Source organism: Massilia sp. BSC265, from assembly GCF_000740675.1.
Classification (GTDB): Bacteria; Pseudomonadota; Gammaproteobacteria; order Burkholderiales; family Burkholderiaceae_D; genus Telluria.
In genome coordinates, this window is the sequence record NZ_JPXI01000033.1 from 204,384 (window position 1) to 228,627 (window position 24,244).

The 24,244-nt window shown below is 64.1% G+C and carries 24 protein-coding genes and 2 pseudogenes; 7 read left to right on the forward strand and 19 right to left on the reverse strand.

Annotated elements, in window-relative coordinates:
• Positions 1–12 precede the first annotated feature (12 nt).
• The gene (locus MA09_RS13090; protein WP_051933414.1) at positions 13–1,152 is read left to right on the forward strand and encodes an acyltransferase; all 1,140 of its coding nucleotides are present in this window, start codon (positions 13–15) and stop codon (positions 1,150–1,152) included.
• Here the strand turns inward: MA09_RS13090 and MA09_RS13095 are convergent.
• The 3 genes from MA09_RS13095 to rpsO all read right to left on the reverse strand — a co-directional run bounded on the left by MA09_RS13095 (position 1,109) and on the right by rpsO (position 4,174).
• Positions 1,109–1,480, reverse strand: a complete 372-nt coding sequence (locus tag MA09_RS13095) for a hypothetical protein (protein WP_036249123.1) — start codon at positions 1,478–1,480, stop codon at positions 1,109–1,111. The two genes, MA09_RS13090 and MA09_RS13095, sit on opposite strands and share 44 nt — an antisense overlap.
• A 150-nt stretch (positions 1,481–1,630) precedes the next feature.
• Entirely contained in the window at positions 1,631–3,733 is a 2,103-nt protein-coding gene (gene pnp / locus MA09_RS13100; RefSeq protein WP_036249125.1) for a polyribonucleotide nucleotidyltransferase, read from the reverse strand.
• A gap of 171 nt (positions 3,734–3,904) precedes the next feature.
• Positions 3,905–4,174 (reverse strand): 30S ribosomal protein S15, encoded by a 270-nt coding sequence (gene rpsO / locus MA09_RS13105; protein WP_027867691.1) that lies wholly within the window; start codon positions 4,172–4,174, stop codon positions 3,905–3,907.
• 177 nt (positions 4,175–4,351) lie between these two features.
• Between rpsO and MA09_RS13110 the strand changes: the two genes are divergently transcribed.
• Positions 4,352–4,852: an outer membrane protein assembly factor BamE gene (locus MA09_RS13110; protein ID WP_036249127.1), complete on the forward strand. Its 501-nt coding sequence runs from the start codon at positions 4,352–4,354 to the stop codon at positions 4,850–4,852.
• Between the two features lie 48 nt (positions 4,853–4,900).
• Here the strand turns inward: MA09_RS13110 and MA09_RS13115 are convergent, their stop codons facing one another.
• The 8 genes and pseudogenes from MA09_RS13115 to MA09_RS25305 all read right to left on the reverse strand — a co-directional run.
• Positions 4,901–6,469, reverse strand: coding sequence for a 2-isopropylmalate synthase (locus tag MA09_RS13115; RefSeq protein WP_036249129.1), 1,569 nt, complete (start codon positions 6,467–6,469; stop codon positions 4,901–4,903).
• Between the two features lie 61 nt (positions 6,470–6,530).
• Positions 6,531–7,400: a CDP-diacylglycerol--serine O-phosphatidyltransferase gene (gene pssA / locus MA09_RS13120; RefSeq protein ID WP_036249130.1), complete on the reverse strand. Its 870-nt coding sequence runs from the start codon at positions 7,398–7,400 to the stop codon at positions 6,531–6,533.
• Positions 7,401–7,486: 86 nt separating this feature from the next.
• Complete coding sequence (locus tag MA09_RS13125) at positions 7,487–8,257, reverse strand: SIMPL domain-containing protein (protein WP_036249132.1); 771 nt, start codon at positions 8,255–8,257, stop codon at positions 7,487–7,489.
• A 260-nt stretch (positions 8,258–8,517) separates the two neighbouring features.
• Positions 8,518–9,534, reverse strand: a complete 1,017-nt coding sequence (gene ilvC / locus MA09_RS13130) for a ketol-acid reductoisomerase (protein ID WP_036249135.1) — start codon at positions 9,532–9,534, stop codon at positions 8,518–8,520.
• A gap of 81 nt (positions 9,535–9,615) precedes the next feature.
• Positions 9,616–10,107 (reverse strand): acetolactate synthase small subunit, encoded by a 492-nt coding sequence (gene ilvN, locus MA09_RS13135; protein ID WP_027867685.1) that lies wholly within the window; start codon positions 10,105–10,107, stop codon positions 9,616–9,618.
• Positions 10,107–11,834, reverse strand: a complete 1,728-nt coding sequence (locus tag MA09_RS13140) for an acetolactate synthase 3 catalytic subunit (protein WP_081897580.1) — start codon at positions 11,832–11,834, stop codon at positions 10,107–10,109. Before MA09_RS13140 ends, ilvN begins: the two co-directional genes overlap by 1 nt.
• Before the next feature lie 406 nt (positions 11,835–12,240).
• A pseudogene (locus MA09_RS13145) lies at positions 12,241–12,699 on the reverse strand (ABC transporter permease); the annotation flags it as partial.
• Positions 12,690–12,836 (reverse strand): annotated as a pseudogene (locus tag MA09_RS25305) (TauD/TfdA family dioxygenase); the annotation flags it as partial. The pseudogenes MA09_RS25305 and MA09_RS13145, both read right to left, overlap by 10 nt.
• A gap of 209 nt (positions 12,837–13,045) precedes the next feature.
• Between MA09_RS25305 and MA09_RS13150 the strand changes: the two are divergent.
• The 4 genes from MA09_RS13150 to MA09_RS13165 are packed head-to-tail and all read left to right on the forward strand — an operon-like array spanning position 13,046 to position 15,297.
• Entirely contained in the window at positions 13,046–13,615 is a 570-nt protein-coding gene (locus tag MA09_RS13150) for an RNA polymerase sigma factor (protein WP_036249138.1), read from the forward strand.
• Positions 13,612–14,013, forward strand: coding sequence for a DUF3619 family protein (locus MA09_RS13155; protein WP_036249140.1), 402 nt, complete (start codon positions 13,612–13,614; stop codon positions 14,011–14,013). Before MA09_RS13150 ends, MA09_RS13155 begins: the two co-directional genes overlap by 4 nt.
• Positions 14,010–14,798, forward strand: a complete 789-nt coding sequence (locus MA09_RS13160; protein WP_051933415.1) for a DUF3106 domain-containing protein — start codon at positions 14,010–14,012, stop codon at positions 14,796–14,798. Before MA09_RS13155 ends, MA09_RS13160 begins: the two co-directional genes overlap by 4 nt.
• A complete protein-coding gene (locus MA09_RS13165) occupies positions 14,767–15,297 on the forward strand; it encodes an RDD family protein (RefSeq protein ID WP_081897581.1) in 531 nt (176 codons plus the stop codon). The genes MA09_RS13160 and MA09_RS13165 overlap by 32 nt, the downstream gene beginning before the upstream one ends.
• On the opposite strand, the gene MA09_RS23715 is transcribed toward MA09_RS13165, so the two are convergent.
• The gene (locus MA09_RS23715) at positions 15,294–16,538 is read right to left on the reverse strand and encodes an adenylate/guanylate cyclase domain-containing protein (RefSeq protein WP_051933416.1); all 1,245 of its coding nucleotides are present in this window, start codon (positions 16,536–16,538) and stop codon (positions 15,294–15,296) included. The genes MA09_RS13165 and MA09_RS23715 overlap by 4 nt on opposite strands.
• A gap of 107 nt (positions 16,539–16,645) precedes the next feature.
• Positions 16,646–17,674: a hypothetical protein gene (locus tag MA09_RS13175; RefSeq protein WP_161783220.1), complete on the reverse strand. Its 1,029-nt coding sequence runs from the start codon at positions 17,672–17,674 to the stop codon at positions 16,646–16,648.
• Between the two features lie 265 nt (positions 17,675–17,939).
• Between MA09_RS13175 and MA09_RS13180 the strand changes: the two genes are divergently transcribed.
• A complete protein-coding gene (locus tag MA09_RS13180; RefSeq protein WP_036249145.1) occupies positions 17,940–18,908 on the forward strand; it encodes an SDR family oxidoreductase in 969 nt (322 codons plus the stop codon).
• Positions 18,909–18,969: 61 nt separating this feature from the next.
• Here MA09_RS13180 and MA09_RS13185 read toward each other — a convergent pair whose 3' ends face one another.
• The 6 genes from MA09_RS13185 to hscA all read right to left on the reverse strand — a co-directional run bounded on the left by MA09_RS13185 (position 18,970) and on the right by hscA (position 24,201).
• Positions 18,970–19,701 (reverse strand): rRNA pseudouridine synthase, encoded by a 732-nt coding sequence (locus tag MA09_RS13185; RefSeq protein WP_036249147.1) that lies wholly within the window; start codon positions 19,699–19,701, stop codon positions 18,970–18,972.
• Positions 19,698–20,735 (reverse strand): low-specificity L-threonine aldolase, encoded by a 1,038-nt coding sequence (gene ltaE, locus MA09_RS13190; protein ID WP_036249149.1) that lies wholly within the window; start codon positions 20,733–20,735, stop codon positions 19,698–19,700. Before ltaE ends, MA09_RS13185 begins: the two co-directional genes overlap by 4 nt.
• A 7-nt stretch (positions 20,736–20,742) precedes the next feature.
• Positions 20,743–21,624 (reverse strand): SAM-dependent methyltransferase, encoded by an 882-nt coding sequence (locus MA09_RS13195; RefSeq protein WP_051933417.1) that lies wholly within the window; start codon positions 21,622–21,624, stop codon positions 20,743–20,745.
• Positions 21,611–21,805, reverse strand: a complete 195-nt coding sequence (iscX, locus tag MA09_RS13200) for a Fe-S cluster assembly protein IscX (RefSeq protein ID WP_036249152.1) — start codon at positions 21,803–21,805, stop codon at positions 21,611–21,613. Before iscX ends, MA09_RS13195 begins: the two co-directional genes overlap by 14 nt.
• 16 nt (positions 21,806–21,821) lie before the next feature.
• Complete coding sequence (fdx, locus tag MA09_RS13205) at positions 21,822–22,163, reverse strand: ISC system 2Fe-2S type ferredoxin (RefSeq protein WP_036249155.1); 342 nt, start codon at positions 22,161–22,163, stop codon at positions 21,822–21,824.
• 148 nt (positions 22,164–22,311) lie between these two features.
• Positions 22,312–24,201: a Fe-S protein assembly chaperone HscA gene (hscA, locus tag MA09_RS13210; RefSeq protein ID WP_036249158.1), complete on the reverse strand. Its 1,890-nt coding sequence runs from the start codon at positions 24,199–24,201 to the stop codon at positions 22,312–22,314.
• Positions 24,202–24,244 lie beyond the last annotated feature (43 nt).

The following is a 24,244-nucleotide window of genomic DNA, read 5'->3' on the forward strand; positions in this document are numbered from 1 at the left end:
AACGCAGTTGGAATGGTAGCCGGGGTTCGGACGAGCCCAAGGCAGTTTGTCCTGATTAATCTGTTGAAGGGGATCTCGGCACAGCTGATTGTCCTGCATCACCTGGCGTTCTACGGCCCCATGGCCGACCATGCGCAAGCGATCATGCCGCTCCTTATCGACTGGCTTTACGACCATGCCCGCATCGCCGTGCAGGTCTTCCTGGTCATCGGCGGCTTCCTGGCCGCCAGGTCGCTATCACCCGCAGGTCTTCCGGGAATACGGTCTCCCGCGCACCTCGTCTGGCGGCGCTATCTCAAGCTGGCCCCGCCCTTTTGCGTCGCCATGCTGCTGGCCGTCATCGCATCCGCATGGGCCAGCAGCTGGATGACGCACGATTCGATCTCGCCGGCACCGACGATGGCCCAACTGGGCGCCCATGCGCTGCTGCTGCATGGCGTGCTCGGCATGGAATCCCTGTCGGCGGGCGCCTGGTATGTGGCGATCGACTTCCAGCTCTATGCCTTGATGACCCTGCTGGCCTGGCTGTCCGGCCACTTGGCCGGAGGACACTCGCCCGGCTGGCTGCTGCCCGGCCTGGTCGTGGCGGGCGTGGGCGCCTCGCTGCTGCATTTCAACCTGGACGCGGATTGGGATGTGTGGGCGCCCTATTTCTTCGGCGCCTATGGACTCGGTGCGCTGGCATGGTGGGCGGGCGATCCGGAGCGCCCGCCGCGCAGCGCCGCCCTGCTGCTGGCCGCAATGCTGTTGCTGCCGTCCCTCGCGTTGATGCTGGAGTTCCGCAGCCGCATTGCGGTGGCGCTGGCCACTGCCTGCGTGCTGTACCTGTTCGGCCGCTTACGACCGGCCTTCAATGCGGGCAATGCGCTGTCCGCCATCAATTACGCCGGGAAGATCTCGTTTTCGGTCTTCCTCGTGCACTTCCCGGTCAGCCTGGTCGTCAATGCAGGCTTTACCCGCTTCGTCTCGGAACAAGCGCATGTGCAGGCAGTCGGCATGCTGGTGGCGTGGGTTGCCAGCCTGCTGGCGGGCGCGGTGTTTTTCCGTTGGGTGGAAACGCCCTTGGGCGATGTGCTCTCACAGTCCCGCCGAGTCGCGGATGCTCCTCTTAGTATGCCGGTCGCAGCACGACCTCGACACACCGGCCGGTGATCCGGTCGATCCTGAAGACCAGCAGTTGTTCCCTGGCCGGGCTACCGTTCGACGATGACTGCCCGACCAGGTAGGCAGGATCCTCGAAATCGGCATAGCTGCTGGGCTCGCCCAGCAATAATCTGATCTCGACGACGGACATCCCTACCGGATGATACTTGTCGAGGAAGGACGACATCATGCAGCCGCGTCCGATCCGGTCTGCCTGCGCCCAGCGTACGCGATCGAAGTCGCACGAGCCCCACTCGAAAAACAGCGCGAACGAGGTGTTGCCGCCGCAGGCTTGCAGGCACAGCGACAGGCAGAGGACAGGGATCAGGGAACGCATGCTTGCCCCGCAGAAAGAAGACACTGTCTTACGATTCTCGGATCATGCTTACCGCACTTCGTTGCGGCGGCTCAAACCGGAATGCCGCGGAAATAAAAAACCGCCAGGCTCACGCACTGGCGGTTTTCCTTGGCTTGAAGCCGCGATCGCTTACTGCGCCGCGCCTTCCACCGGATCGGCAGCCTTCATCGACAGCTTCAGGCGGCCGCGCTCGTCGGTCTCGAGGACCTTCACGCGCACCTGCTGGCCTTCCTTCAGGTAGTCGGCCACGGCGTTGACGCGCTCGTTGGCGATCTGCGAGATGTGCAGCAGGCCGTCCTTGCCCGGCATGACCTGGACGATCGCGCCGAAGTCCAGCAGCTTGAGCACGGTGCCGTCGTAGGTCTTGCCCACTTCGACCGAGGCGGTCAGCTCTTCGATGCGGCGCTTGGCTTCCTGGCCGGCGGCGGCGTCGACCGAGGCGATGGTCACGACGCCTTCGTCGGTGATGTCGATCTGGGTGCCGGTTTCTTCGGTCAGCGCGCGGATGACGGCGCCGCCCTTGCCGATCACGTCACGGATCTTTTCCGGGTTGATGCGGATGGTGATCAGGCGTGGCGCGAAGTCCGACAGCTCGGTCTTCACGCTCGGCACGGCCTTCTGCATCTCGGCCAGGATGTGCTGGCGGGCTTCCTTGGCTTGCGCCAGTGCCACCTGCATGATTTCCTTGGTGATGCCCTGGATCTTGATGTCCATCTGCAGCGCGGTGATGCCTGCCGGGGTACCGGCCACCTTGAAGTCCATGTCGCCCAGGTGGTCTTCGTCACCCAGGATGTCGGTCAGGACCGCGAACTTGCCGCCTTCCTTGATCAGGCCCATGGCGATGCCGGCGACGTGCGCCTTCATCGGCACGCCGGCGTCCATCAGCGCCAGGCAGCCGCCGCAGACGGAAGCCATCGACGAGGAACCGTTCGACTCGGTGATTTCCGAAACCAGGCGCACCGAGTAGCTGAACTCTTCCGGCGAAGGGAGAGCTGCGACCAGCGCGCGCTTGGCCAGGCGGCCGTGGCCGACTTCGCGGCGCTTCGGGGTGCCGACACGGCCGGTTTCGCCGGTGGCGAACGGCGGCATGTTGTAGTGCATCATGAAGTCGTCGGTGTACTCGCCCATCAGCGCGTCGATCTTCTGGCTGTCGCGCGCGGTGCCCAGGGTGGCCACGACCAGCGCCTGGGTTTCGCCACGGGTGAACAGGGCCGAACCGTGGGTACGCGGCAGCACGCCGGTGCGGATCGCGATCGGACGCACGGTGCGGGTGTCGCGGCCGTCGATGCGCGGCTCGCCGTCCAGGATCTGCGATCGAACAACCTTGGCTTCCATGTCGAACAGGATGTTGCCGACTTCGGCCGCATCGGCTTCGACGCCCTGGGTTGCCAGGCCGGCCATCACTTCAGCCGAGATCGACTTCAGCTTCTGCTGGCGCAGCGACTTTTCGCGGGTCTGGTAGGCGTCGCGGATCGCGGCGCCGGCCAGGTCGTTCACGCGGGCGATCAGTTCTTCGTTCTTCGGCGCCGGGCTCCACTCGACTTCCGGCTTGCCGCCTTCGGCCACCAGGTCGTGGATCGCGTCGATCACGACACGCATCTGCTCATGGCCGAAGACGACCGCGCCCAGCATGACTTCTTCCGACAGTTGCTGCGCTTCCGATTCCACCATCAGCACGGCGGTTTCGGTACCGGCGACAACCAGGTCCATCTGCGAGGTCTTGAGCTGGGTGGTGGTCGGGTTCAGGATGTACTGGCCGTTCGCGTAGCCGACGCGCGCTGCGCCGATCGGGCCGTTGAACGGGATGCCGGCGATGCACAGCGCAGCCGAGGCGCCGATCATCGACGGGATGTCCGGGTCGATTTCGGGATTGACCGACAGGACGTGGATGATGACCTGGACTTCGTTCAGGTAGCCTTCCGGGAACAGCGGACGGATCGGACGGTCGATCAGGCGCGAAGTCAGGGTTTCCTTTTCCGAAGGACGGCCTTCGCGCTTGAAGAAGCCGCCCGGGATCTTACCGGCTGCGTACGTTTTCTCCATGTAGTCGACGGTCAGCGGGAAGAAATCCTGGCCCGGCTTGGCGTCCTTCTTGGCGACCACGGTTGCCAGGATGACAGTATCTTCGACCGACACGACGACGGCGCCGCTTGCCTGGCGCGCGATTTCACCCGTCTCCAGGGTGACCGTGTGTTGACCGTACTGGAAGGTTTTCGTAACTTTGTTAAACATGGGTAATCCCTTTCTATTTGCCGACAGATTTTCAGGAGCTGTCGTTCACCTCACCACGGGCGGCTCTTACAATCCGCCTTTAACTCAACAACAACGAAGAACGAAAACAAAAAATGCCCGCGACAGCTATCTGGCGCAGGCATTTCGTGACGAAATCGTCTTGACCAACGATTACTTACGCAGGCCGAGCTTGGCGATCAGGTCGCGGTAACGGTTTGCGTCTTTGCGCTTCAGGTATGCCAGCAGGCTCTTGCGGCGGTTAACCATCATGATCAGGCCACGACGCGAGTGGTGATCTTTCTGGTGTGCCTTGAAGTGGCCGTTCAGCTCGTTGATGCGTGCGGTCAGCAGTGCGACCTGGACTTCCGGCGAACCGGTATCGTTCTGGCCACGTGCGTTGTCCGCGATGATCGCGGCTTTGTTGATGTTTTCTACGGTCATGATGTTACCTTTCACATGCGGTGCATGAGTCGAAACCCAGCGCACCGTGATTGACGAATTACCTGCCCCAAAACGGACAGACCCGCCAGTATAGGGGAAAACTGGGCGTGCGGCCACTGTTTGCGTCGCCGGGATGGTGGATCATGGGGGTTTTTGAGGCATTTGGAGGCTCGAATAATGAACAAATTGATCAGATTTGCAACATTCGTGGCGCTCGTCATGCTCGGCGGCTGCGCCGGCATGCTGCGCGAGGCGCCCAGCATTGGCGATCCGGAAGACCTGGTGCAGAAGAAGATGGGCCTGCCCACCAGCATCTATGGCGCCGGCAACGACCGCATCTTCGAGTACGCCACCGGGCCGATGGGCCAGCGCACCTGGATGGCGCGCATCGGGGCGGATGGGCGGCTGGTGTCCTACGAGCAGGTGCTGACCGGGGAGAAGTTCGCGACCATCAAGGTAGACGCCGCCACCAAGGAAGAGGTGCTGCGCACCATCGGGCGACCGGCCGAGCGTTCCTATGTCGGCCTGAAGGACTACGAGGTGTGGTCCTACCGCTACAAGGAGGCGGGGGTGTGGAACTCGATGATGCACGTCCACTTCGACCAGCAGGGGATCGTGCGGCAGATGCTGAACGGGCCGGATCCGATGTATGAGCCGAGGGACAGGATGGGGTGGTAAGGAACGCCGACCCCGGCACGGCCGGGATCGGCAGGCACGGGCCGGCGCCTACACGCCCTGGGGATTGACGCGTTCGACCTTCGAGTGCAGCTTGTTCAGCCCCGACAGGTAGGCCTTGGCCGAGGCCACGATGATGTCCGGATCCGCCCCCACGCCGTTCACGATCCGCCCCGAGTGCGACAGGCGAATGGTGACCTCGCCCTGCGACTGCGGCCCGTTGCTGATCGCGTTAATCGAAAACAGCACCTGCTCCGCTCCGCTCTTGACGACGCTCTCGATCGCGCCGATCACCGCATCCACCGGCCCGTCGCCCGAGGACTCGGCCGACACTTCCCTGCCGTCCACCGCGAACACGACGCGCGCATGCGGCAGCTCGCCGGTTTCCGAACGCTGCGCCAGCGACACCAGGCGGTAGGTCTCCCCCTCCTGCGCATGATCCTCGGCGGACACCAGGGCCATGATGTCCTCATCAAAAATCTCGGCCTTGCGGTCGGCCAGCTCCTTGAAGCGCGCAAAAGCCGCGTTCACCTCGGCCTCCGATTCCAGCTCGATCCCCAGCTCCTGCAGGCGCGACTTGAAGGCATTGCGGCCCGACAACTTGCCCAGCACGATCTTGTTGGCGGTCCAGCCCACGTCTTCGGCGCGCATGATCTCGTAGGTCTCGCGCGCCTTCAGGATGCCGTCCTGGTGGATGCCCGAGGCGTGGGCAAACGCATTGGCGCCCACCACCGCCTTGTTCGGCTGCACCGCGAAGCCCGTGATCTGCGAGACCATCTTGGAGGCCGGCACGATCTGCGTGGTGTCGATGCCGACCATCAGGTTGAAGTAATCGTGGCGGGTGCGCAGCGCCATCACGACCTCTTCCAGCGAGGTATTCCCTGCCCGCTCGCCCAGGCCGTTGATGGTGCATTCGATCTGGCGCGCGCCGCCGATGGCCACGCCGGCCAGCGAGTTGGCCACCGCCAGGCCCAGGTCGTTGTGGCAGTGCACCGACCAGATGGCCTTGTCCGAGTTCGGCACGCGCTCGCGCAGGCGGCGGATGCGTTCGCCGAACTGTTCGGGCACCGCGTAGCCCACCGTGTCGGGAAAGTTGATGGTGGTCGCGCCTTCGGCAATGACGGCTTCCAGCACGCGGCACAGGAATTCCTCGTCCGAGCGGCTGCCGTCCTCGGGCGAGAATTCGATGTCGTCGGTATGGTTGCGCGCGTAGCGGATGGCGAGTTTCGCCTGCTCCAGCACCTGCTCGGGTTCCATGCGCAGCTTCATCTGCATGTGCAGCGGAGAGGTCGCGATGAAGGTGTGGATGCGCTTGCGCGCGGCCGGAGCAAGCGCCTCGGCGGCGCGGGCGATGTCGCGGTCGTTGGCGCGCGACAGGGAACAGATGGTGGATTCGCGTACCGCGCTTGAAATCGCACGGATCGCTTCGAAGTCGCCGGGCGAGGCCGCCGCGAAACCGGCTTCGATGACGTCCACCCGCAGGCGCTCGAGCTGGCGCGCGATGCGCACCTTCTCGTCCCGGGTCATGGAGGCGCCGGGCGATTGCTCGCCGTCGCGCAGGGTGGTGTCGAAAATGATGAGACGCGAAGTGTCAGGCTTCAGGTCAGGCAAGGTGGACATGCAGGGCTCCATTCACTAAATCATGTTTAGCGGGCGCCCTGCCCCGACCCGAAGGTCCGCGCTAGCGGCGCACGCCGTCCTCCGGCTCGTCGTCGTCGAGCGGGATGATGCTCACCGGCTTGCCCTTGGCTGCGCGCCAGGCGAACACGGCATACCCCGACAAGCCGTAAATCACAAAAATCGGCCACAGGACTTTCGGCGGGTCGATCGCCAGCAGCGCGAAGCCGAGGGCAATCAGGAACACCACGATGAACGGCACCGACTTGCGGAAGTTCACGTCCTTGAAGCTGTAAAACGGTACGTTCGACACCATCGTCAAGCCGGCGAACACCGCCAGGCCCCAGCTCACCCAGTCCACCTGGCGCGAGCTGACATTGATGTCCGGGTCGGTCATCATCATGATGAAGCCGACGATCAGCGCCGCCGCCGCCGGGCTCGGCAAGCCCTGGAAGAAGCGCTTGTCCACCACCTGGATATTGGTGTTGAAGCGTGCCAGGCGCAGCGCGGCCCCCGCGCAATAAATGAAGGCCGCGATCCAGCCCAGCTTGCCAAGGCCGCGCAGCGACCATTCATAAATCACCAGCGCCGGCGCCGCACCAAACGAAACCATGTCCGACAAGGAGTCGTACTGCGCGCCGAACTCCGACTGGGTATTGGTCAGCCGTGCAATCCGGCCGTCCAGCCCGTCGAGGATCATCGCGATGAACACCGCCCAGCACGCGTGCTCGAAGCGCTGGTTCATCGCCATGACGATCGCGTAGAAGCCGCAGAACAGCGCGCCGGTCGTGAACGCGTTCGGCAGCAGGTAGATGCCGCGGCCGCGCTCGCCTTGGACACGGTCTTCCGCCCGGCGCCCGAAGCGTTTCAAGCGGGAAAATCGTGGCGCCTTGGGCGCCGCTCCAGGTACTCGGCGTCGTGGGAAATTGGGCATAGTGGTCCGTCAAAAAAATAATGCTGTTGTCAGCATTATAAAGGCGGGAACCCCCTGTTTGCGAATGATCACTGCTGTGTGATCATTTACTTGAAGCGCACCTTTCCCACGAGACGCATTTGGAGCGTGGTTTCTCCCGGTTCAAAGCTCGGTTCCGGCATCTGGTCGGCCGCTTCCTTCATTGCGCTGGCCCGCATCATCATCGGCGCTCCCGCTGCCTGGTTATCGCCCGCATAGTTGCCGGAACCCTCGAAATCGACAGTGTCGAGTACTGCCTCGGCAGGCTTGCGTCCCATCGCGCCGGCGATCGAGACGATGCGTTCGTTCAGGTTGCGGTAGGTCGCGGCGATGCGCTGGTCATCGAGGCGCTTCTCCAGTTCCGGGCTCAATCCGAAGCTCACGTTGTTAATCTGCAGAACTTTCTGGGCTGCGGCGGCGGTCTTCGGCAGGTCTGCCAGGTTCGTGGTCTTCACCTCGAGATACTGGCCGACGCGCCAGGCGATCGGCACCGGCTTTACCGGCGTGCGCGTGATCGGCTGCGGCATCGGCGGTACTTCCGGGTACACCGGGTAGGTGTAGTAGCCCATCGTCTTCAGCTCGGCCTTCGGATCGGCGCGGCGCACGATCTCGGTTCCCTCCTTCATCTTGCGGTTCACGCGTGCCGCAGCGGCATTCTTGTCCTTGTCATGCTCTTCGACCGCAAAGGTGACGGTGGCCTGGTCGTTGGCATGCTTCACCTCGCCGAAGGCCGGGACCACGACCAGCGTGCCGGTTGTGGACGGGGCGGTCTGCGCCTGGGCCTGGGTGTGGAAGGCCAGCACCAGGGCGGCGGCGACGAGCGTTTTGGAAATCTTCATTTTTGTTCTCCAGTAAAAGTCAGCAATTCAAGCGCTTGCCCGCATGACTTATACGATACCGGTCCAGCAACTTCCATCGTGATTTTGTAATGGATCGTTGCAACTGAGCGGCTGGAGTAACAGGTGTCGCGATTTGTCGCTTTTTGTAGGGTGGGCGGCTATGCCGCCCACGCGGTGATAGTTTGCAGCAAGATCATCGAGCCCGAGAGTGGAACCGATCGCACTCACCGCGTGGGCGGGAGACCCGCCCACCCTACGGATCAGTTCTTGCTCTGGTCGACCAGCTTGTTCTTGGCAATCCACGGCATCATCGCGCGCAGCTTGGCGCCGACTTCTTCGATCTGGTGCTCCGAGGTCAGGCGGCGGCGCGAGATCAGGGTCGGGGCGCCGGCCTTGTTCTCGAGGATGAAGCTCTTCGCGTACTCGCCGGTCTGGATGTCCTTCAGGCACTGGCGCATCGCGTCCTTGGTCGCCGAGGTGACGACTTTCGGGCCGGTGACGTACTCGCCGTACTCGGCGTTGTTCGAGATCGAGTAGTTCATGTTGGCAATGCCGCCTTCGTAGATCAGGTCGACGATCAGCTTCAGCTCGTGCAGGCACTCGAAGTAGGCCATCTCCGGCGCGTAGCCCGCTTCCACCAGGGTCTCGAAGCCGGCCTTGATCAGCTCGACGGTACCGCCGCACAGCACGGCCTGCTCGCCGAACAGGTCGGTCTCGGTCTCTTCGCGGAAGTTGGTCTCGATGATGCCGGCGCGGCCGCCGCCGTTGGCCATGGCGTAGGACAGGGCGATGTCGCGTGCCGAACCCGACTTGTCCTGGTAGACCGCGACCAGGTGCGGCACGCCGCCGCCCTGGCGGTAGGTGCCGCGCACGGTGTGGCCCGGGGCCTTCGGTGCGACCATGATCACGTCGAGGTCGGCGCGCGGCACCACCTGGCCATAGTGCACGTTGAAGCCGTGGGCAAAGGCCAGCGCGGCGCCCTGCTTGGCGTTCGGCTCGACGTTGTTCTTGTAGACCTCGGCGATGTTCTCGTCCGGCAGCAGGATCATGATGACGTCGGCGTTCTTCACCGCTTCATCGACCTCGGCGACCTTGAGGCCGGCCGCTTCGACCTTGTTCCAGGAAGCGCCGCCGCGGCGCAGGCCGACGGTGACGTTGACGCCGGATTCGCTCAGGTTCTGGGCGTGGGCGTGGCCTTGCGAGCCGTAGCCGATGATGGCGACGTTCTTGCCTTTGATGAGGGAGAGGTCGCAGTCTTTGTCGTAGAAAACTTTCATGGTCATTCCTTTAAATTTTTAATGTGTATGTATGTTTGCGTCAGTTGAACGCGCGGTCGGCATAGCCGACCACCCTACGACTTAAACCTTGAGAATGCGCTCGCCGCGGCCGATGCCCGAGCCGCCGGTACGGACGGTCTCCAGGATCGAGGCGCGGTCGATGGCGTCGATGAAGGCGTCGAGCTTGCTCTTGGCGCCGGTCAGTTCGATCGTGTAGGTCTTCTCGGTCACGTCGATGATCCGGCCGCGGAAGATGTCGGCGGTGCGCTTCATCTCTTCGCGCTCCTTGCCGACCGCCCGCACCTTGATGAGCATGAGCTCGCGCTCGATGTGCTGGCCTTCGGTCAGGTCGACCACCTTCACCACTTCGATGAGACGGTTGAGGTGCTTGGTGATCTGCTCGATGATGTCGTCCGAACCGCTGGTGACGATCGTCATGCGCGACAGGGTCGCGTCTTCGGTCGGCGCCACGGTCAGGGTTTCGATGTTGTAGCCGCGCGCCGAGAACAGCCCGACCACGCGCGACAGCGCGCCGGCTTCGTTCTCGAGGAGGACGGAAATGATGTGTCGCATTACAGGTCCTCCGAGCCGAGCAGCATTTCATTCAGGCCCTTGCCGGCCTTGACCATCGGCCAGACGTTCTCGCTCTGGTCGGTGATGAAATTCATGAACACGAGGCGGTCCTTCATCGCGAAGGCCTCAACCAGCGAGCCTTCGACGTCGGACGGCTTCTCGATGCGCATGCCGACGTGGCCGTAGGCCTCGGCCAGCTTCTCGAAGTCCGGCAGCGAGTCCATGTAGGACTCGGAATAGCGCGAACCGTAGTCGATCTGCTGCCACTGGCGGACCATGCCGAGGAAACGGTTGTTCAACAGGATGATCTTCGGCGTCAGGTGGTACTGCTTGCAGGTGGCGAGCTCCTGGATGCACATCTGGATCGAGCCTTCGCCGGTGACGCAGGCAACCGTCGCGTCCGGGTTCGCCATCTGCACGCCCATCGCGTACGGCAGGCCGACACCCATGGTGCCCAGGCCGCCCGAATTGATCCAGCGGCGCGGCTTGTCGAAGCCGTAGTACTGCGCGGCCCACATCTGGTGCTGGCCGACGTCCGAGGTGATGAAGGCGTCGCCGCCCGTCACGCGGTGCAGCTGTTCGATGACCGACTGCGGCTTGATCAGCTCATTCGAACCGGTATAGGCCAGGCAATCCTTGCCGCGCCATTCGGCGATCTGCTTCCACCAGGCCTGCAGTGCATTCGTGTTCGTGGAGGCGGCGCTGGCGTCGAGCTGCGACAGCAGTTCTACCAGCACGTCCTTGACGTTGCCGACGATCGGGATGTCGACCTTCACGCGCTTCGAGATCGACGAGGGGTCGATGTCGATGTGGATGATCTTGCGCGGATTGGTGGCGAAGTGCTTCGGGTTGCCGATCACGCGGTCGTCGAAGCGCGCGCCGATCGCGATCAGGACGTCGCAGTGCTGCATCGCCATGTTGGCTTCGTAGGTGCCGTGCATGCCGGGCATGCCCACGAAGTGCGGGCTCGACGAGCGCGAGGCGCCCAGGCCCATCAGCGTATTCGTGACCGGGAAGCCGAGCTTGTCGACCAGGCGGTTCAGTTCATTCGATGCGTTGGCCAGGATGACGCCGCCGCCGGCGTAGATCATGGGGCGCTCGGCGCCCTGCAGCAGCTGCACGGCCTTGCGGATCTGGCCGGCATGGCCCTTGTCCACCGGCTTGTACGAGCGCATCTCGATCTCGCGAGGGTAGTCGTACACGCACTTGTGCATCGAGATGTCCTTCGGAATATCGACCAGCACGGGACCGGGACGGCCGGTGCGGGCGATGAAGAAGGCTTTCTTGATGGTCGAGGCCAGTTCGCGGACATCCTTGACCAGGAAGTTGTGCTTGACCACCGGGCGGGTGATGCCGACGGTGTCGCATTCCTGGAAGGCGTCCTGGCCGATCGCATGGCTCGGCACCTGGCCGGAGATGACGACCATCGGGATCGAATCCATATAGGCCGTGGACAGGCCGGTGACGGCATTGGTCACGCCCGGACCCGAGGTCACGAGGGCAACGCCGACGGTGTTGGAGCTGCGCGAATAGGCGTCTGCGGCGTGCACGGCGGCCTGTTCGTGGCGGACGAGGACGTGCTGGAACTTGTCCTGCTTGAAGATGGCGTCGTAGATGTAGAGGACTGCCCCGCCGGGATAACCGAAGACGTGCTTGACGCCCTCTTCCGCGAGACAACGCACCACAATCTCAGCACCCGTGATGGGGGCTGATGTTTCGTTATTCATGTTCATTCCTTTCAAGACCCAATGGGAGTTTGATCGGATGCCCGTTCCTAACGAAATGCGAAATGCGCAACAGCCCTCATGCTTCCCTTCTCTCTGCGGTCGCGGCTGTGGTTCAGGACACCGTAGGGTCCTTACGCACGGGCGCTGGGCGCAACTCGTTCGGCTTGAGTGTCTGTAGCGTTTATACGCATCTCTCGCGCTTGTGGCGCGGGTCGGAGCAAACTGCCTACAAATGAAAGCGCGTCAATCCGGAGATGGCTTGTGGGCCTTCACCGGGTGACCGGAGAGCTTCGGGGGTGCAAAGCGTTCAAACACATTACTGCGTTGCACCATTTTGGTCAAGGCGTAAATGATGATTTTTTTCCCCGGCCAGAATGGTGCACTCGCATGGTGCATTGCAGAGGGATTAGCTCTGCAGGCCCCAGCGGCGGATGGTCAAGCGCTCGAGCGTCTGGAACACCAGGTGTTCGATGGCCAGACCGATGAGGATGACGGCGGCCAGGCCCGCGAAGACCCTGTCGGTGAAGAGTTCGTTACGGCTCTGGAAGATGTACCAGCCGAGTACGCCCTGTCCGGAAGTGCTACCAAAAACCAACTCGGCAGCAATCAGGGTGCGCCAGGCAAAGGCCCAGCCGATCTTCAGGCCGGACAGGATCGCAGGCAGCGCGGCCGGGATCAGGATCTGCAGCACCGTGCGCAGGCCGCCCAGGCGGTAGTTGCGGCCGGCCATGCGCAGCGTCTCCGGCACCGAGCGGAATCCGGCGGTGGCGTTCAGGGTCAGCGGCCACAGCGCCGAATGGACGAGCACCATCAGGAGGCTCCCCTTGCCCAGGCCGAACCACAGCAGCGCCAGGTGGCGCAGTGCAGGCGGTCGAAGTCGTCGTCGCTGAGCGGTCGGGCGAGGTCGAGGCCGAGCACTTCCGCGCCGAGCGGCTGGTTGACGAGGGGGCGGATGTCGAAATCCTGGCGGGTCGAGTCGAGCGGCGTAGTGAGGTACTGAATCGATCATGTTGAGTGGGCCTGCGTCCAGAATAGCCACGCACGACAGGCCCAACAACAAATCATTTCGACTAACTTCATGCATTTTTTGAAAGTACCGAACGCGTCCTCCAGGCTGCTGCTGCGCGATTCGGATGCGCTCGACATGGTTTTTTGCTAGGATTCGATAGTTTTCCTCACGGCATCCGTATCACACGCCCTTCCAAGCACGCATGGCCACAGACAAAGAACTCAACGACTTCCTCGAGAATGTCGAACGGCGTGCGTTCAAGCAGGCGGTCTATGCGGTTCGCAAGGACGAATCGGCGCTCGACATCGTGCAGGACGCGATGATCAAGCTGGCCGAGAAGTACGGCGACAAGCCGGCGGCCGAGTTGCCGATGCTGTTCCAGCGCATCCTGCAGACGACCATCCTCGATTACTTCCGCCGAGAAAAGGTTCGAAACACCTGGGTCAGTCTTTTTTCCGGCTTCAGCCGGCAGGAAGGGGACGATGAGGAATTTGATATACTTTCTTCGTACGAAGCGGAGGAAGGCACGGCCGCTGCGGAGTCAAGCGCCGATCAGTTTGAGCGCGCACAAACCTTGCGCCTGATCGAACAAGAAGTAGAAAAGCTCCCACCGCGTCAACGGGAAGCATTCCTTATGCGTTACTGGCAGGATATGGACGTGGCCGAGACGGCCGAAGCGATGGGTTGTTCCGAGGGAAGCGTCAAGACGCATTGTTCCCGTGCAACCCACGCTCTCGCCGAGGCGCTCAAGGCCAAGGGAATCAAGCTATGAACACGGACGACATCAACCTCGCGTACAAGATACGCCATGCCCTGAACGAGAACCTCGACGCGCTGCCGGCCTCGACGACCGACCGGCTGGCCGCGGCGCGTGCGCTCGCCTTGTCTCGCAAGAAACCTGAGGCCCCGCGCCAGAGCCAGCCGGCCAAGCGTCCGCTGTTCGACGTCAAGGCCCTCTTTACTGGCCCGGCGCTGGCGCGCATGGCCGTCGCGGCGCCGATGCTGGCGCTGGTCATCGGCATGGGCGGTGTCTACCAGTACGAGCAACAGCAGCGCCTCGCCGCGATGGCGGAGATCGACGCCGCCGTGCTGGCCGATGAACTGCCGCTGACCGCTTACCTCGACCATGGTTTCAACGCCTACATGGAGTCGCAACAGCGCCAGCAATGACGAAAACCGCGCCGAAGCCCCGCATCGCCGTTGTTGCAACTGCGGCAGCGGTCTTGATTGCCGGGGCCGCGACCTGGGCGGTCTATAACAAGTCCGAGTCGACGGCGCCGGCCGGGCGCGGCGCCGGCGCACCGCCGACCATCGCAGCCGGCGCCAAGCCGCCTGCCAAAACCCTCGACAAGCCCCTCTGGCGCGAACTGTCGCGCGGCCAGCAGACCGCGCTCAAGCCCCTGCAACCCGAATGGGACGGCATGGACGGCATCCGGAAACGCCGCTGGCTCGAACTGTCGGCCCGCTTCGCCTCGATGAGCCCGGCCGAGCAGCAGCGCGTGCACGAGCGCATGCGCGAGTGGATGCGCCTGACGCCGGCCGAGCGCAACCTGGCGCGCGAGAATTTCAACAAGACCCGCAAGCTGGACCCCGGCAAGAAAGCGGCGACCTGGGAAAGCTACAAGCAACTGTCCGAGGAAGAAAAGCGCCGCCTGGCCCGCTCGAGCACCAAACCGCAGGGCGTGCCTTCCCTGCCGCATTCGCCGATCATCGACACCCCGGTGAGCTGCCCGCCTGGCGCCACGCGCCGCGGCACCTCCTGCATCATCCCGGCGCCGAGCACGCCGGCCGCCGCCGCTCCGGCCACGATCACGTCCACGCCGCCAGCCGCCGCTCCATCGGCGCCGCCGGCGCCGGCGCCTGTCGCACCTCTGCCTGCCGCACCGTCCACCCCGTCCGCTCCGAATGCAACCAGCGCAAGCAATGCAAGCAACGTCAGCACCGCCAACAACTAGGCCCGCGCCGGCCGCCACCCCGACCGTCGTGCGCCGGGTCACCGTCATGCTGTATGAGGCCTTGCTGCTGATCTCGGTCGAGATGCTGGCGATCGCCGTCTACATGCTGGCGACACTGAACAGCCAGCATCCGGTGGCCAAGGAAGGAGTGAAAGCCTGGTTGTTCCTGGTGACGGCGGCTTACTTCATCTGGTGCTGGACCAACACGGGCCACACGCTGGCCATGAAGACCTGGCGCATCAAGGTGGTCAAGCCGGGCCATCAGCGATTGCCGGTCCGGACGGCGGCGATCCGCTTCCTGCTGGCCTGGGGCTGGTTCCTGCCGGCCCTGCTGGTCATCCGGGCCTTCGGGCTGCACGGCAAGGGCGAGATCGCCCTGGTCTTCCTGGCCGGGATCGTGGCCTGGGCCATGACCGCGCTGTTCGACAAGGATCGCCAGTTCCTGCACGACCGCCTGGCCGGCACGCGCCTGGTCGCCCTGCCGAAAGCCGCACGCTAGTCGCGCTGCGTTGCAAGCTCCTTGATCAGGTAGGTAGCGACCTCGCCTCCCCCTTTGATCTGCACGTTTTCTCGTGCTTCGACGGCGAAATGGCCGCGCAGACGCTGGAACGCCGATTCGGACACCTGCACGCGCCCCGGTACGCCCGACGACTCCATACGGCTGGCCATGTTGACCGTCTCGCCCCACATATCATAGGCAAAGCGGCTCTTGCCGATCACGCCGGCGATGAGGCTGCCGGAATGGACGCCGACGCGGACGCCGACCGGGATCCCATGTTTTTCCGATATGTGCTCGGTGATGGCCACCAGCTCGAGCCCGAACTTTACCAGCGTGATCGTCCGCATCGACTCGCTCACCGGCGCGCCGCACGCAGCCATGTAACCATCACCGATGGTCTTGATTTTCTCGATGCCATGTCGCTCAGCGGCAGCATCGAACTCGGAAAACAAGTCATTCAACAGCTGGACCAGGCGGTGCGGCGCAACCCGGCTGGTCAGGGTGGTAAAGCCGACGAAATCCGAGAACAGGACCGCGATGTCGGAGTGGGAATCGGCAATCGGTGTTTCGCCGCGCTCGATACGGCTTGCAATGGCCGGCGGCACCAGCGTACAGAGCAGGTTCTTGTAGCGCTCTTTCTCGTTATCGAGCAGGCTGAGTGTCAGGAACTGCCGTCGCCGCAAGGATTCGAACATGCCGCAGGTCAGCGCACCCAGGCAGAACGCCATGACGATGTTAGAGAGATGGGTCAGCATGAACTCCGTGTAGTCCCCGGCCCCCCACTGCGATACCGCCAGCGCATAGATGGCGATGATGCCGACACCGACGCTCATGGCCCACCACAGGCGCAGGCAGGTGATCGTGAACGCAGCCAGCATGATCATCACGAAGTTACCTTCGGCAATCGCCCCCGAAATGCCATAGATGGTCGGCTCGAAGACAACGAAGATTGCAGCCGTACATGCCGAGTACAGCAACAAGAATACGCTGATGATTACCTGGATCCATTTGTGGGCGCCGGGGCGGCGCATGGCGAACCAGCTGAGCGCGCACAAAGGCATGATCAGGCCGACCCGGATGTAGGTGGCGTAAATCCCGTCCTCGGAAATTTCCGTGTCCTGCCACATGAATGCCAGGGCCATCACGGCGGACAGGATCACTCCCCAGCGGCACATCGGGACTGCGTCGATCAGGTAAGCGCGCAGGAAGCTGCGCTCGAGCGCGCGGTCGGCGAAGCGCATCGACCATGGCGCGCGGCGTGCGCCGAATCCGCTGTCCGGCAGGCTATTGGTGCCCGAACCAGGTGTCGTAGTTAGCATAAACTTGAGGCAAGCCCGACCGCACAAGGTCAGAGCGCAATACTCATGGAAAGGTTGGCCAGCGTCGCCCGGCCGAATTCCGGACGCAGTTCAGGGAACATGTCGCGCTGCAGCGCGAAGTCGATGGACAGGTTCTTCGACGGCATGAAGCCGATACCGACGGACCTGCCCCACGCACCTCTCGGCTCATGGGCGACGCCGGCGCGCAGGTACAAGCCCGGCAATACCAGGTGTTCGGCGCCCAGCATGGCCGTACGGCTGACCATCGACATCGCACCGTTCCGGTAACGGCCAAGCAGGTAATCGGCGTAGATCGATGACTGCGGCGCATATTCGTAGGTCAGGCCCACGCGTGCCGTGGCGGCGCGGCTGGCATCGTCAAACCGGCCGGGACAGGAACAGGCCGGGTCGAGCAGAATGGACCTTGAACGTCCGGACGAGACATCCACGACCAGGCCGGCCAGCAGTTGTGGCGATGCCGCCCACAACACACCGCCACGCACACTATTGCTGGCGCTGTCGTCGTCGGCCATCAGCAGGCCGCCGAAGCCGGCCCTGGTGTCGAACTCCGAACGGTTGACGTTGGCGCCGATTGCCAGACCATTGTCGAGCTTTTTACCCCACTGGAGCTGCGCGACCTTGCCGTCGGCGAGCAGGAAGTCGCCGGTCATGCTGCCATTGTTCGTCACCCGCGCATACGACGGTTGGAACGTACCGTAGACGCTGCTGCTGACAGTCCCTGAAACAGTCGCGATCCGCATGTTTGTCCCGCGTTCGAAGCGCACATGGGACAGCTGGGGACTGATGGAAGCCAGGCCGCCCGGCGGCGGCATCCAGTCCGAGGAGGCCGGATTGACTCCTGATCCATAGCGGCTGGCGGCCGATGCGCCGCCGAAACCGGCCACATCCCCGTAGGAGGAAAATTTTGCCAAAGCAGCGGGGAACCTGAGGGAAAAATCAACCGGAGCAAACGAATTGTCGGCATCGGCGTGCGCGGGAGCGCAGCTCATCGCCATCAAGCTAAAGGGTAGGACGAAAAACGTTGGGGGACACTGCATTGCTTGTCTTTGCCGGGAATACGGATGTGCCGACAAAATGCCTGTCGATTGCTGCAGCATCACTGGGGAACAGAGGTCGGGAGCCACCACGGGGTCGGGTGGCGTGTTGTCACCAATTGTATCAGTTGATATGCATAATTGCCTGTAGTAAATATCGATACTACACGTTTTACAACACCTGTTGCCATGGTGCATTCGGACGCGCCAAAGGCGAAAACAGCGGAATAATCGAAGCCTTCAACCCGACCCCCACAGAAAGGTAAGCATGAAGCTATCGGACATTCGCGTCGTGATCATGGGCGCATCGAGCGGCATCGGAGCGGCAACGGCTATCGCATTCGCGCGCGAGGGCGCGCGGCTCGTGCTGGGTGCGCGCGGCAAGGAAGGACTCGAGGATATCGCCGCGCGGTGCCGCCAGGCCGGCGGCCAGGCAGAGGCCCTGGTCGTGGATGCCACCGATGCCGACGCGGTCGAGGCGTTTGCGCGCAAAGCCCGGGCGATCCTGGGCAGGATCGACCTCTGGTACAGCAACGTCGGCGCCGGCGTGGTCGGCAAGTATGCCGATGTGCCGATGCGCGACCACCGGCGCATCATCGAGACCAACCTCCTCACCCACATGAACGACGCCCATGCGGTGATGCCGATCTTCCTCGAGCAAGACCATGGCATCTGGATCAACATGATCTCGGCCGGCGGCTTCGTCGCCTCGCCCTACGCCGCCGCCTATGCAGCCAGCAAGTACGGCCTGCGCGGCTTCAGCGAGGCCTTGCGCGCCGAACTGGGCAAGCGGCCCCACATCCACGTCTGCGACGTGTATCCCACTTTCGTCGACACGCCGGGCATGCGCCACGCGGCCAACTACACCGGGGCCAAACTTTCCGTGCCGCCCGGAGCCTTGCGCCCCGAGCAGGTGGCCGCGGCCATCGTCGACCTGGCACGCCACCCGCGCGACTCCACGGCGCTCGGTGCACCGGTCTTCCTGCAAAGGCTGGCCAACATCGCGGCGCCCAACCTGCTCGCCTCAGGCATGAACCGCTTCCTCGATGCGTGGGCGAAGCGTGCGGATCCCGCACCCGACACCCGCGGCGTGCTGTACGAGCCCCAGCGCGGAGCCAGCGGGGTCCATAGCGGGCAGCGGCGGCCGGAGCAGTCAGGCAACAAGGCGCTCGTGGTGGGCGCAGTGGCGCTTGCTGCGGCGATCGGGGTGCGGTTCTGGCGCCGCCGGAGCGGATGAAGGCTGACGCTTATTCATTGCCAAGTTTGCTTGTGGGCCAGTAACCGAGTTAGAACCCGAGTTAGAACCGCTCGTGGTCGAGCAGGTAGCGCCATTGCCCGGCTTGCAGGCCCGCCATCGGCACGCGCCCGATGCGGATCCTGCGCATCTCGACGATCTCCAGTCCGACTTCGCGGCACATGTGGTCGATCAGCCCCGGCCTTGCATCCTTCAGCGCAAAACGCAGCCGATGCTCGCTCTGCCAACTGGCCTTCATTGGCGCGACCGGCTTGCCGTTGAAGCTCAAACCGTGATTCAGCAAGGCCAGTCCGCCTTCCTTGATGGCGCCGGCGACGTCGACAATGTACTCCTGCTCGACGCGCGCCGCGTCGTCTACCAGCTTGCGCGCGACCCGGAAGTCCTGCGTGTACACGACCAGCCCGCTCGCATCGGTTTCCAACGGTGAGGTCAGGGTCAGCCTGGCGAGATGCCGCTTGAGGAAGCGCGGCTGCCCGTGCCCCTGCGCCAGCGATTCGGCCGTCAGGCAACCCAGCGCCGGTTCGCCGCGCGCGCCGACGCCGGAATTGAAGCCGGCCGGCTTGTGCAGCAGGATGGTCACCGGCGGCGCTTCTTCGGAAGAAGCACCCGGCAGCACGCGCACGTCCTGGGAAGGCAGGACCCGGCTGGCCGGATCCTCGACGACGACGCCGTCGACGCTGATGCCGCCGCCGGCGATGTAGCGCTCCGCCTCGGCGCGCGAGCAGCCCAGCTGCGCCGCGACCCGCTTGGCCAGGCGGATGCCCTGTTCCATCATTGGCCCCGCCAGTCGGCGAAGAAGGCCTGGAACACCTCGACGGTGCGCGCCACGTCTGCGGCGGACACGTCCAGGTGGGTCACCAGGCGGGTGCGCGGGCCGATCGAGGCGCGGATCCGCGCCCGCGCGAGGTACTGGCGCAGCGCTTCGCAGGCGGCGGCCGGGATGTCCAGCCAGAAAATGTTGGTCTGCGGGGTGCCGACCTTCAGTGCACCGATCTGCGCCAGGCCCTGCGCCAGCGCAGCGGCATTGTCGTGGTCTTCGGCCAGGCGCTGCACATTGTGCTCGAGCGCATGCTGCGCGGCGGCCGCCAGCACGCCGGCCTGGCGCATGCCGCCGCCCAGCATCTTGCGCCAGCGCTTGCCCTGCTCGATGAAGTCCTTCGGGCCCAGCAGGACCGAACCGACCGGGGCGCCCAGGCCCTTCGACAGGCAGACCGACACGGTATCGAAACCCTTGACGGCTTCGCGCAGGCCGATGCCCTGCTTGACGGCCGCGTTGGCGATGCGGGCGCCGTCGAGGTGGGTCGCCAGGCCGCGGCTGTGCGCCAGGTCGGTGGCGGCCTTCACGTACTCCTGCGGCAGCACGCGGCCACCGATGGTATTTTCCAGCGCCAGCAGGCGGGTGCGCGCGAAGTGCATGTCGTCGGGCTTGATGTAGGCCTCGATGTCCGCCAGGGCAATGCTGCCGTCCGGCTGGTTGACGATCGGCTGCGGCTGGATCGAGCCCAGCACCGCGGCGCCGCCGCCTTCGTACTTGTAGGTATGCGCTTCCTGGCCGACCAGGTACTCGTCGCCGCGGCCGCAGTGGGTCATCAGGGCGATCAGGTTGGTCTGGGTGCCCGAAGGGGCGAACATGCCGGCTTCGAAGCCGAACAGCTCGGCGGCGTAGTCCTGCAGGCGGTTGACCGACGGGTCGTCGCCATACACGTCGTCGCCGACATCGGCAGCGGCCATCGCGGCGCGCATCGCCTCGGACGGTTGGGTCACGGTGTCGCTGCGCAGGTCGATCCACTTCTGGTGCTTGTCGCTCATCTCGTTCTCAGTCTGCTTGGTTTGCTTCAACGGGGGTATAGAAACGCTGCTTCATTTCATCCAGGCCAAGCTCGGCCATGACTTCCTGCAGGCGCTCCGTCGGGCGGCGGCGCGGCAGGTTCTTGTACGTGGCAACGATGAGTTCGTTCTTCATCGAGTGCTCCCAGCCCACCAGCTCGGTCACGGTCACCTGGTAGCCGTGCGCTTCCAGTTGCAGGCAGCGCAGCACGTTGGTGACCTGGCTGCCGAACTCGCGGGTATGGATCGGATGGCGCCAGATCTCGGTCAGCGCGCTGCGGCCCAGGTCCCTGCCCTTGTTCTTGCGCAGCACCGTGGCCACCTCGGCCTGGCAGCACGGCACCAGCACCATGTGCCTGGCCTTTTTCTTCAGCGCGAAGTCGATGGCGTCGTCGGTGGCCGTATTGCAGGCGTGCAGTGCCGTGACGATGTCGATGGTCGGCGGGAGCATGCCGGATGTTGTCGATTCCGCCACCGACAGGGGCAGGAACGACATGCCGCCGAATCCCAGGCGCGCGGCCAGTTCGGTCGACTTGCTGACCAGCTCTTCCCGGGTCTCGATGCCGTAGATGTGCGAGCCTTCCTGCAAACCCTTGAAGAACAGGTCGTACAGGATGAATCCGAGGTAGGACTTGCCGGCGCCGTGGTCGACCAGCGACACGCTGCCCTTCTCCTCGAGCACGTCCTTCAGCAGGGGCTCGATGAAGTTGTACAGGTGGTAGACCTGCTTGAGCTTGCGGCGGCTGTCCTGGTTCAGCTTGCCGTCGCGCGTGAGGATGTGGAGCTCCTTCAGCAGCTCGATCGACTGGCCGGGACGGACTTCCGCCGGCAGCGCTGCCGGGGCTTGGTTGGTTTGCTTAGCGTGCTTCATCGATCCATGCTGCCTGAATGGCTTCCAGTACCCGTTCGCCGCCGCGCGAACGGTCGTCGTTGAAGCCTTCGAGGCCGACGACCCAGTTGTGCAGGTCGACGAAGCGCACGGCGGCGGGGTCGACGTCGGGGTACTTCTCGTACAGGGCCTCGGCGATGGCCGAGACGTCAGTCCACTTCATGGCAGGCTTCCCTAGCTCAGTGGTTTTTCTCTGCTGCGTGGTTGATGGTGTACTTCGGGATCTCGACGACGAGGTCCTCGTCGGCGACGATCGCCTGGCACGACAGGCGCGAATTCGGCTCCAGGCCCCAAGCCTTGTCCAACATGTCTTCTTCTTTTTCTTCCTGCTCGTTCAGCGAGTCGAAGCCTTCGCGCACGATCACGTGGCAGGTGGTGCAGGCGCAGACGCGGTCGCAGGCGTGTTCGATCTCGATGTCGTTTTCCAGCAGGACGTCGCAGATCGACTTGCCGGCGGGCGATTCCAGCACGGCGCCGTCGGGGCAGAACACTGGATGGGGGAGGATGACGATTTGTGGCACTTGGGTTACCTCGATATATTTTGTTTTTCGTAGGGTGGGCGGGTCTCCCGCCCACGCGGTCGACGATCGCCAGCACAGCCGCGCCGGATCAACGTTTACGTATCACCGCGTGGGCGGGGAACCCGCCCACCCTACGTCTAGATGATGCTTAGACCTCGTCCAGCGACTTGCCCGCCAGGACCTTGCGCACGCTCTTGTCCATCCGGCGTGCCGCGAATTCTTCTGTGCCCTTGGCCAGCGCCTGCACCGCCGCGTGCAGCCCATCCTGGCGCTGTCCCGGCTCGATCGACGTGTCGTTCGAGCGATGAATCGCATCGCGCACGCCATGCACCAGCTTGGCTACCTCGTCCTGCTCGGCATCGTTCAAGAGCTCGGCATCGGCATCGAGCGCCGACTGTGTCGCCAGCAGGATGCGCTCGGCTTCGACCTGCTCTTCGCGCAGCGCGCGCATCTGCATGTCGCCCTGGGCCGAGGTGTAGGAATCCTGCAGCATGCGCGCCACTTCGTCGTCGCCGAGGCCGTAGGACGGCTTCACGGTGATGGACGCTTCCACGCCCGAGCGCGTTTCGCGCGCCGACACCGACAGCAGGCCGTCCGCATCGACCTGGTAAGTCACGCGGATGCGCGCCGCGCCGGCCGCCATCGGCGGGATGCCGCGCAGCTCGAAGCGCGCCAGCGAACGGCAGTCGGACACCAGCTCGCGCTCCCCCTGCACCACGTGCACCGCCAGGGCGGTTTGACCATCCTTGAAGGTGGTGAACTCCTGCGCGCGGGCGCACGGGATGGTCGAGTTGCGCGGGATGATCTTCTCGACCAGGCCGCCCATGGTCTCGATGCCGAGCGACAGCGGGGTGACGTCCAGCAGCAGCCAGTCGTCGCCTTCGGCGCGGTTACCGGCCAGCAGGTTGGCCTGGATGGCGGCGCCCAGCGCCACCACCTTGTCCGGGTCGATGTTCGCGTGCGGAATGGTGTGGAAGAAGTCGCCCACCGCGCGGCGCACGTGCGGCATGCGGGTGGCGCCGCCGACCATCACGACGCCGTCGACGTCCTCGACGCTCACGTCGGCATCGCGCATCGCCTTGCGGATCGCGTTCATGGTCTTGGCGACCAGGTGCCTGGTGATGTCGGCGAAGGTGTGGGCCGAGATGGTCACCTGCACGATCTCGCCGGACTTCAGGATCGCCTCGACCGTGGTTTCCTCGTTGGTCGACAGCAGTTCCTTGGCCTGGCGCGCCTTGACCATCAGGGTGGCGGTGTCCTGGTCGGACAGCGGCGCCAGCCGGGCCTGCTCGACGATCCAGCAAAACAGGCGGTGGTCGAAGTCGTCGCCGCCCAGGGCCGAGTCGCCGCCGGTGGACAGCACTTCGAACACGCCCTTGGAAAGCTTGAGGATCGAGATGTCGAAGGTGCCGCCGCCGAGGTCGTAGACGGCATAGATGCCTTCCTTGCCGTGGTCCAGGCCATAGGCGATCGCGGCCGCGGTCGGTTCCGACAGCAGGCGCAGTACGTTCAGGCCGGCCAGCTGGGCCGCGTCCTTGGTGGCCTGGCGCTGGGCGTCGTCGAAATAGGCCGGCACGGTGATGACGGCGCCGACCAGCTCGTCGCCGAGCGAATCCTCGGCGCGCTGGCGCAGCGTGGCCAGGATCTGGGCCGAGGTCTCGACCGGGCTCTTTACGCCGGCGACCGTGTTGATCTGGACCATGCCGGGAGCGTCGACGAAGTCGTACGGCATGTTCTCTGCGTGGGCGATGTCCTTCAGGCCGCGGCCCATGAAGCGCTTGACCGAGACGATGGTGTTCTTCGGATCCTGGGTCTGGCAGGCCTGGGCCTTGTAGCCGATGTTGGCATGGCCGTTGGGCAGGTAACGGACGACCGATGGCAGCAGCGGACGGCCGTCCTCGTCGCTCAGCACTTCCGGGCTGCCGCTGCGCACGGTGGCAACCAGCGAGTTGGTGGTGCCCAGGTCGATGCCGACCGCCAGGCGGTGCTGGTGCGGGGCGGTGGACATGCCGGGTTCGGCGATTTGGAGTAGTGCCATGGTCGTATTACCTGTTTATTTTTCTGTACCGCTTCATGTAGGG

Bases quoted from the DNA above. Each gene is read 5' to 3' on its own strand.
- ilvC (WP_036249135.1), bottom strand. From the start codon at position 9,534: ATGAAAGTTTTCTACGACAAAGACTGCGACCTCTCCCTCATCAAAGGC.
- MA09_RS13180 (WP_036249145.1), top strand. From the start codon at position 17,940: ATGAAGCTATCGGACATTCGCGTCGTGATCATGGGCGCATCGAGCGGC.
- pssA (WP_036249130.1), bottom strand. From the start codon at position 7,400: ATGCCCAATTTCCCACGACGCCGAGTACCTGGAGCGGCGCCCAAGGCG.
- iscX (WP_036249152.1), bottom strand. From the start codon at position 21,805: ATGAAGTGGACTGACGTCTCGGCCATCGCCGAGGCCCTGTACGAGAAG.
- MA09_RS13155 (WP_036249140.1), top strand. From the start codon at position 13,612: ATGAACACGGACGACATCAACCTCGCGTACAAGATACGCCATGCCCTG.
- MA09_RS13140 (WP_081897580.1), bottom strand. From the start codon at position 11,834: ATGAATAACGAAACATCAGCCCCCATCACGGGTGCTGAGATTGTGGTG.
- pnp (WP_036249125.1), bottom strand. From the start codon at position 3,733: ATGTTTAACAAAGTTACGAAAACCTTCCAGTACGGTCAACACACGGTC.
- MA09_RS13175 (WP_161783220.1), bottom strand. From the start codon at position 17,674: ATGCAGTGTCCCCCAACGTTTTTCGTCCTACCCTTTAGCTTGATGGCG.
- MA09_RS13115 (WP_036249129.1), bottom strand. From the start codon at position 6,469: ATGTCCACCTTGCCTGACCTGAAGCCTGACACTTCGCGTCTCATCATT.
- MA09_RS13090 (WP_051933414.1), top strand. From the start codon at position 13: ATGGTAGCCGGGGTTCGGACGAGCCCAAGGCAGTTTGTCCTGATTAAT.
- MA09_RS13195 (WP_051933417.1), bottom strand. From the start codon at position 21,624: ATGAAGCACGCTAAGCAAACCAACCAAGCCCCGGCAGCGCTGCCGGCG.
- ilvN (WP_027867685.1), bottom strand. From the start codon at position 10,107: ATGCGACACATCATTTCCGTCCTCCTCGAGAACGAAGCCGGCGCGCTG.
- MA09_RS13125 (WP_036249132.1), bottom strand. From the start codon at position 8,257: ATGAAGATTTCCAAAACGCTCGTCGCCGCCGCCCTGGTGCTGGCCTTC.
- MA09_RS13150 (WP_036249138.1), top strand. From the start codon at position 13,046: ATGGCCACAGACAAAGAACTCAACGACTTCCTCGAGAATGTCGAACGG.
- MA09_RS13110 (WP_036249127.1), top strand. From the start codon at position 4,352: ATGAACAAATTGATCAGATTTGCAACATTCGTGGCGCTCGTCATGCTC.
- ltaE (WP_036249149.1), bottom strand. From the start codon at position 20,735: ATGAGCGACAAGCACCAGAAGTGGATCGACCTGCGCAGCGACACCGTG.
- MA09_RS13185 (WP_036249147.1), bottom strand. From the start codon at position 19,701: ATGATGGAACAGGGCATCCGCCTGGCCAAGCGGGTCGCGGCGCAGCTG.
- MA09_RS13165 (WP_081897581.1), top strand. From the start codon at position 14,767: ATGCAAGCAACGTCAGCACCGCCAACAACTAGGCCCGCGCCGGCCGCC.
- MA09_RS13160 (WP_051933415.1), top strand. From the start codon at position 14,010: ATGACGAAAACCGCGCCGAAGCCCCGCATCGCCGTTGTTGCAACTGCG.
- MA09_RS23715 (WP_051933416.1), bottom strand. From the start codon at position 16,538: ATGCGCTTCGCCGACCGCGCGCTCGAGCGCAGCTTCCTGCGCGCTTAC.
- MA09_RS13095 (WP_036249123.1), bottom strand. From the start codon at position 1,480: ATGCGTTCCCTGATCCCTGTCCTCTGCCTGTCGCTGTGCCTGCAAGCC.
- hscA (WP_036249158.1), bottom strand. From the start codon at position 24,201: ATGGCACTACTCCAAATCGCCGAACCCGGCATGTCCACCGCCCCGCAC.
- rpsO (WP_027867691.1), bottom strand. From the start codon at position 4,174: ATGACCGTAGAAAACATCAACAAAGCCGCGATCATCGCGGACAACGCA.